Source organism: Candidatus Methylomirabilota bacterium (assembly GCA_036005065.1).
GTDB lineage: Bacteria > Methylomirabilota > Methylomirabilia > Rokubacteriales > DASRDR01 > DASYQW01.
The window spans coordinates 1-6,540 of record DASYQW010000179.1; the positions used below are offsets into that span (position 1 = coordinate 1).

The 6,540-nt window shown below is 72.1% G+C and carries 7 protein-coding genes; 6 read left to right on the plus strand and 1 reads right to left on the minus strand.

The genetic code is table 11. The annotated features are described in order from the left end of the window. Window positions 1-268 (plus strand): coenzyme F420-0:L-glutamate ligase (locus tag VGW35_13235; protein HEV8308619.1); only part of this gene is annotated, 268 nt, incomplete at its 5' end. 413 nt (window positions 269-681) lie between these two features. Here the strand turns inward: VGW35_13235 and VGW35_13240 are convergent. Beyond that, window positions 682-1,065, minus strand: coding sequence for an Hsp20/alpha crystallin family protein (locus VGW35_13240; GenBank protein HEV8308620.1), 384 nt, complete (start codon window positions 1,063-1,065; stop codon window positions 682-684). A gap of 109 nt (window positions 1,066-1,174) precedes the next feature. Between VGW35_13240 and VGW35_13245 the strand changes: the two genes are divergently transcribed. The 5 genes from VGW35_13245 to VGW35_13265 all read left to right on the plus strand — a co-directional run. Continuing rightward, window positions 1,175-2,614 (plus strand): lysophospholipid acyltransferase family protein, encoded by a 1,440-nt coding sequence (locus VGW35_13245; protein HEV8308621.1) that lies wholly within the window; start codon window positions 1,175-1,177, stop codon window positions 2,612-2,614. A gap of 58 nt (window positions 2,615-2,672) precedes the next feature. Next, window positions 2,673-3,596 carry a creatininase family protein gene (locus VGW35_13250; protein ID HEV8308622.1) on the plus strand — a complete coding sequence of 308 codons (924 nt, stop codon included), beginning with the start codon at window positions 2,673-2,675 and terminating at the stop codon, window positions 3,594-3,596. Continuing rightward, on the plus strand, window positions 3,581-4,255 hold the full coding sequence (gene npdG, locus VGW35_13255; GenBank protein ID HEV8308623.1) for an NADPH-dependent F420 reductase: 675 nt from the start codon (window positions 3,581-3,583) through the stop codon (window positions 4,253-4,255). Before VGW35_13250 ends, npdG begins: the two co-directional genes overlap by 16 nt. A 169-nt stretch (window positions 4,256-4,424) precedes the next feature. After that, window positions 4,425-5,375: a DMT family transporter gene (locus VGW35_13260; protein HEV8308624.1), complete on the plus strand. Its 951-nt coding sequence runs from the start codon at window positions 4,425-4,427 to the stop codon at window positions 5,373-5,375. After that, on the plus strand, window positions 5,372-6,540 hold a 1,169-nt coding region (locus VGW35_13265), incomplete at its 3' end, for an ImmA/IrrE family metallo-endopeptidase (GenBank protein HEV8308625.1). The genes VGW35_13260 and VGW35_13265, both read left to right, overlap by 4 nt.

The window sequence follows — 6,540 nt, forward strand, 5'->3', positions numbered from 1 at the left end:
CCCGTGGCGCGAAGGCCTCCAGAATGTCGCGATCGGCGTGGCCGGGATGCGCCCGCTCAAGAGCTATCTGGGCGTCCCGGACGCCCACGGCTACACGCTCCAGGCCACGGTCATCGCGGCGGCTGACGAGCTGGCGAGCGCCGCCGAGCTCGTGATGGGACAGCTCGACGGGGTGCCGGTGGCGGTGGTCCGGGGGTATGCGTTCACGCCGGGCGCGGGCTCGGCGCGCGAGCTCCGGCGCGACCCTTCTCAGGACCTCTTCCGCTAGGTCTTTTCGGGGGGGGCTCGGAAGACCCCCGATGCCCCCCCTCGGTTGCGGTGGCACAGCCGCCGCTCGGAGCGCTGCCCCATCGCGCAACGCCAGGTCAATCTGCCGTACTCCGGTCCCTGAAAACATCAAGCCCGGGGATGGGACTGGTGCACCACTCCCATCCCCGGGCTTCGATCAGGGTGCGCAGGCATCCTCCTGCGCGTCCCGGTAGAAACCGGGAACCCAGGACTACCGTGCCGTAACGCGCGCCACCGGTTCCGGTGTTGCTGCCGATGGCGCGCCTTGCCAGTCCGGCGGAGTTTCCATCGTAACCTCCTCGATGGTCCCTGCCACGACGGAAGACGGCGCCTCATCTCTCCGTCAACCGCCATTGAAACTCCAGGTGGCCCTCGGTGTCAAGGCGCATCGCGTCAGGCCGCACGAGTCCCGCCTTCCCCCCGCGCCGGCCCCACGCGCTCGAGCGTGAGGATGGCCGGCCGGGTCTGGGCGGCGATGGGCAGCGCGACGACCAGCACGCCGTTGCCATACGTCACGGTCGCCGCTTCTCCGTCCACGGTGGCCGAGAGGGCCAGGTTGCGGTGGTAGGGGCCGACGGACCACTCGTCCATCAGGACCTCCTTGTCACCCTTCAGCGCGCCGCGCAGCTTCCCGTTGAGCACCAGGTATCCTTCGGCCGTGACCTCGACCGTGATGTCCTCGGGGCCGAGCCCGGGCATCGGCGCCGCGACCATGAGGCGCTCCGCCGTCGAGTAGACCTTCACCGGGATTTGCTGCACTCTGAGTTGCTCTTGCATGCTGTCACCTCCGTTTCAGATCCGATGAGCACCCGGAGGTGTCTTGCACGCGCCGTGCCGGACGAGGCGAATCCTTGACACATGGTGCCCCCTTCCCTACACTTGGTCCGTGATCGGCAAGTCCCTGTCATTTTTTGCGTTTCCGGCTCCCCGCCCCGAGATCGACCGGTTCTACGCGGCGATCCGCCTGATCGCGCGCTTCTGGGTCTGGTTCTTGTTCAAGGCCGTCGAGGCCCGGCACCTCGAGCGGGTCCCCGCGCGCGGCCCGGTGATGCTCTGCATCAATCACCCGAACAACCTCATCGACTCTCTCCTGGTGGGGGCCGTCCTTCCCCGGAAGGTGCACTACCTCGCCACGGCCACGCTCTTCCGCCATCCGCTGCTGGCCGCGTTCCTGCTACGCTGTGGGGCCATTCCCGTCTACCGGAAACAGGACGGCCCGGACACGATGGACCGGAACGCCCAGATGTTCGCCGCCTGCCTCGAGGCATTCGCGGCAGGCCGCCTCATCGGGATCTACCCCGAGGGGACGACCCACGCCGAGGCGCGCGTGCAGCGCATCAGGACGGGCGCGGCGCGCATCGCCCTGGCCTACGAGGCGGCCCGGCGCGAGGGCGAGGCCGGGGCCGCCGACGAGCTCGCGGTGATTCCAGTGGGACTCACCTTCGAGGCGCGCAAGTCGTTCCGCAGCCGCGTCCTGATCGCGTTCGGCTCGCCCGTGCCCGTCGCGCCGCACCTCGAGCAGTTCCGTGAGGACCCCGCCAAGGCGGTGGATGCCCTGACCACGCGGATACAGTGGGGGATGGAGGCCCAGGTCATCCATGCCGAGCGCATCGACACCGCGGAGCTGGTCCGCGCCATCGACGAGATGTACGGAGGCGACCTCGCGCAACAGCTCCGCGAACTCCGCGGGCTTGCCCCCGGCGAGATCGACACCTTCCGCGTCACCCGCGCCATCGTCGACGCGGTCGCCTACTTCAAGTCCCGGGAGCCCGAGCGGGTGGAACGCCTCTGGCAGCGTATCCAGAGCTACCGCGCCATGCTGGCCGAGCACCGGGTCCGCGACCAAGCGGTCCGGGCTCGCGCCGAGGGGCCACCCGCCCGCCGCCGTCTCTCGTCGTCCGGGCTCGCGCTGGCCGGCCTCCCGCTCTGCGCGTACGGGGCGGCGGTGAACGCCCTGCCATACCTTCTGCCGCGCTGGCTCTCGCGGCGATTCGCCCGCAAGGAAACCGACTACGCCACCGTGCGACTCCTGGCGAGCATCGTGGCCTTCCCGCTCTTCTGGGGACTCGAGACGTGGCTCGTCTGGCGCTCGGCGGGCCTCTGGTGGGCGGGCGCCTTCGCCCTCTCGCTGCCGACGAGTGGGCTCGTCGCCTACCACTACGTGGCGGGCCTCGGACGGCTCCGGAGCCAGGCTCGCCTCGGGTTTCTCGCCCTGACCCACCGACAGGCCGCCTCCCGGCTCCTGGCGGAGCGGCAGGCGATCGTGGCCGAACTGGAGGGCGCCCGGCGTGATTATGCGGTCGCAACCCCTAGAGAGACCATGTGAGCGGCGGGGCGTGGGGGCCGTCGCTGACGTCGCCGAGAAGGCTCGGAGGGGTGCCGCGGTGAGCGTGTGCCGGCTCGAGGAGCTCTCCTCGTCGGCCCTCGACGCGCTCGACCGAGCCCGAACGGTCATCATCCTGACCGTCAGCCCGCTCGAGGAACACGGCCCTCACCTGCCGGTGGGCGTCGACGCTTTCACGGCGGAGGCCTTCGCCCGGACCGTCGCCGAGCAGCTCTCGACCCGCCGGCCCGGCTGGACCGTGGTCCTCGCCCCGACGCTCTACCTCGGCTGCTTCACCTTCGACGCGGTCGGCACGATCCGCGTTCGCCAGCGGGTCGTCCGCGACGCGGTGGTGGACTTCGGCGCCTCGCTGGCCCGCGCCGGGTTCCGCTACATCCTCGTTTCCAACGGGCACGCCGGGCCGGGACACCTGGTGGCGCTCGAAGAGGCCGCCGGCATCGTCTCCCGCCGGCACGGCGTGACCATGGCCTCCTTCACCGGCCACCTCGCGTGGGAGTTCCTCCGGGGTCGCTACCTCCCGAAAGTCGAGACGGCCCTCGGCCGTCCCCTCTCGGCCGCCGAGCGGCAGGCGCTCGCCGAGGACGCCCACGGCGGATGGTGGGAAACCTCCCTGATGCTGGTGCTGCGACCGGACCTGGTCGACGACGGCTACCGCGCGCTTCCGCCCGCCCGCTACTCGTTGCCGGCGCGCCTGGTCCCGAACTATCCGCTGCGGAGCGGCGGCCAAGGCTACGTGGGGCACCCGGCCCTCGCCGACCCGGCCTTCGCCCGGGTCATCCTGGACGTGCTGACGGCGGAGGGCATGGAGCTGGTCGACGGGATGCTCGACGGACGCATCCGGGCCGCCGGGCACCACTCGCCGTTCTTCGCGGTCCCCCTCTTCCGAACCAATTTCTGGCGGGTCGTCGGCGCGGCATGTGCGGCGGCGGGCGTGGCGGCGGCCGCCTGGTGGGTGCTCGGATGATCGTGGCCATCCTGGGCGGCACCGGGAAGGAGGGGACGGGGTTGGCGCTGCGCTGGGCGCGGGCCCGTCACCACATCCTGATCGGCTCGCGGAGCCCCGACCGCGCCTGGGAGCGAGCGCGGGAGTTGGCGCGCCAGGTGCCGGGCGGCGCCTTCGACGGTCGCACCAACGAGGAGGCCGGCCGCGAGGGCGACCTCGTGGTGGTGACGGTTCCCCACGCGGGACACCGCGCGCTCCTCACCGACCTGCGTCCCGTCCTGGCCGGCAAGATCGTGCTCGAGACGGTGGTGCCGCTGGACTTCGGAGGTCCGCGCCTCTACGCGCCACCCCGCGAGGGGTCGGCGGCCGAGGAGGCTCAGGCCGTGCTCGGGCCGGACGCGCGCGTGGTCGCGGGTCTCCATGCGCTGGCGGCCGACGAGCTCGGGAGCCTCGATCACACGCTCGACGCCGACGTCCTGATCTGCGGCGACGACGCCGACGCCAAGTCGACCGCAGCCGGATTGATCGAGGACCTCGGCGTCCGCTGCCTGGACGCGGGGCCGCTCACCATGGCGCCGGTCCTCGAGGGGCTGACCGCGCTCATGGTCCGGCTCAACCGTCGCTACAAGTCGAAGTCGGCCGCGCTCCGCATCACCGGCGTCGAGAAGAACACGCGATGAGCGGGACCGGGCCGATCCCCCTCGCAGCCCGTCGTCCTCGGTAGTCGGCGCGCCTCAACGTATGCGGCATACGCCTCGGCCCGCCTCCTCCCTGCGTCCTAGGGCTGCTCGGGTCTCGGCCCGGTCCCAACGCCGGACCCGTTCAAGTTGCTGATCCGAGAGTACCGCCGTGACCACCCCGCGCGAGCTCGATGTCCGGGCGGTCGGCCTCATCCTCCTCCTCGCCGCCCTCTGGGGTGGCAACACCGTGGCCATCAAGCTCGGCCTGGCCGACGCCCCGCCGCTGGCCCTCGGCTGGATGCGCTTCGTGCTGGGCGGCCTCTGCGTCCTCGGGTGGGGCTGGTGGACGCGCGCTCCATTCACGCTGCGCCCGGGGGAGCTCTGGCCGCTCCTCGGGCTCGGCCTTCTGTTCGCCGTGCAGCTCGGCACGCTCAACATCGGGACCTGGCTGTCCACGGCCGGCCACGCCGTCGTCATCCTGAACGCGTACCCCGTGCACATCGTCGTCATCGCGCACTTCCTGGTGCCGGGTGACCGGATGACGCTCGGCAAGCTCGGCGGCGTGCTGCTGGGCTATGGCGGGGTCATCCTCCTCTTCGCGGACCAGCGCTCCGCCGTCCGGCTGTCCGATTCGACGATCGTCGCCGGCGACCTCGTGCTCGCCCTCAGCGCGCTGCTCCTGGGACTCCGGCAGGTGGTGCTCAACCGCCAGCTCCAGTTCATCCACCCGGTGAAGCCGCTCCTGGCCCAGGTCGTGATCGGCACCCCGCTCTTCGTCGCCCTGTCCGCCTGGTTCGAGCCCGAGCCGATCCGCTGGACGCCCGGGCTGGCCGGGTCGCTGTTCTACCAGGGGTTCCTCATCGCGGGCTTCAACTTCATCGCCAACATGTGGGTCCTCCAGCATTACCGGCCGAGCGCCGTCGCCGCCTTCTCGCTCACGACGCCCCTCTTCGGCGTCCTGGCCACGGCGCTCATCCTGCACGAGCCGATCACGTGGACCCTCGGGGTATCGGCGCTCCTCGTCGCGGGCGGGATCGCGGCGGCGACCCTCATCCGCCCGCCGTCGGGCCGAGCCGCCACGACGGCGCCGGCGGCGCGACCGGACGAGGCGGCGTCGTGAGGCCCCCGGGCCGATCCCCGGCGCTCCGGGGCCTCCTGGCCCTCTTTCTCGCCCTCGCGAGCCCGACCGCCGCCTACGCCCAGGCCGTCGCCGCCCGCGAGCTGGCCGCCGAGGCGGGACGCCTCCTCCAGGAGCTGGCCCAGCTCCGCGGGCGCCCGGCCGCCGGGACCCCGGCGCCGCGCGTCGTCGTCCGCTCGCGCGAGGAGCGCCGCCGGTTCATCGCCGGCGAGATGAGGCGGAAGCTGCCCCCGGCCCGGCTCGACGCGGAGCGGCGAGCCATGGTGGCCTGGGGCCTGGTCCCGCCGGCCTTCGACCTGGCGGGTTTCCTGACCGACCTCGTCGTGGAGCAGGCCGCCGCCTACTACGATCCGGTGGGCAAGGTGATGGTCCTCGCCAACTGGCTCTCGCCCGAGGAGCAGCGGGAAGCCCTCGCCCACGAGCTGGTTCACCTGCTCCAGGACCGGCAGTTCGACCTCGATCGCTTCCTCACCTCGACGCCGGGCAAAGGGGACGAGGGCCTGGCCCGGCAGGCGCTCATCGAAGGCGAGGCGGTCGCCCTCCCGATCGAGCGGATGCTCCGGCGCCAGGGGCAAGATCTCGGCGGGCTCCCGGATGTCGCGGCGATCCAGCGAGCCATCCTCACGTCCACGACGGGGCCGGTCCTGAGCCGCGCGCCCCGCTTCATCCACGCGCTGCTGACGTTTCCCTACGCGCAAGGCCTGGGGTTCGTCCATCAGTTCCGCCGGCGCCACCCGTGGGTGGAGCTCTCCCGCCTCTACACGGATCCGCCGCGCTCCACCACGCAGATCCTCCACCCCGAGCGGTACTTCGACCGCCGGGAGGATCCCCTCCCGGTGGTGGTCGTCGATCTCGGCCCGCTCCTCGGCGCGGGGGCGCGCCGGATCCTGGAGGACACGGCGGGCGAGTTCGGCCTGGCGGCGATCCTCCGCGAGTTCCTCGGGGACGCGGATGCCGTCTCGGCCGCAGGCTGGCGTGGCGATCGCTACGCCTTGTGGGAGGACGGCCGGGGGACGCCCGTCCTCGTGTCCCTGACCACCTGGGAGAGCGAGCCGGCCGCGGCGGCCTTCGCCGACGCCTACGCCCGGCTCCTGCCCCGGAAGCACGCGCTCGGGCCCCCCTCGACGAGCGAGCCCGGCCTGACGGC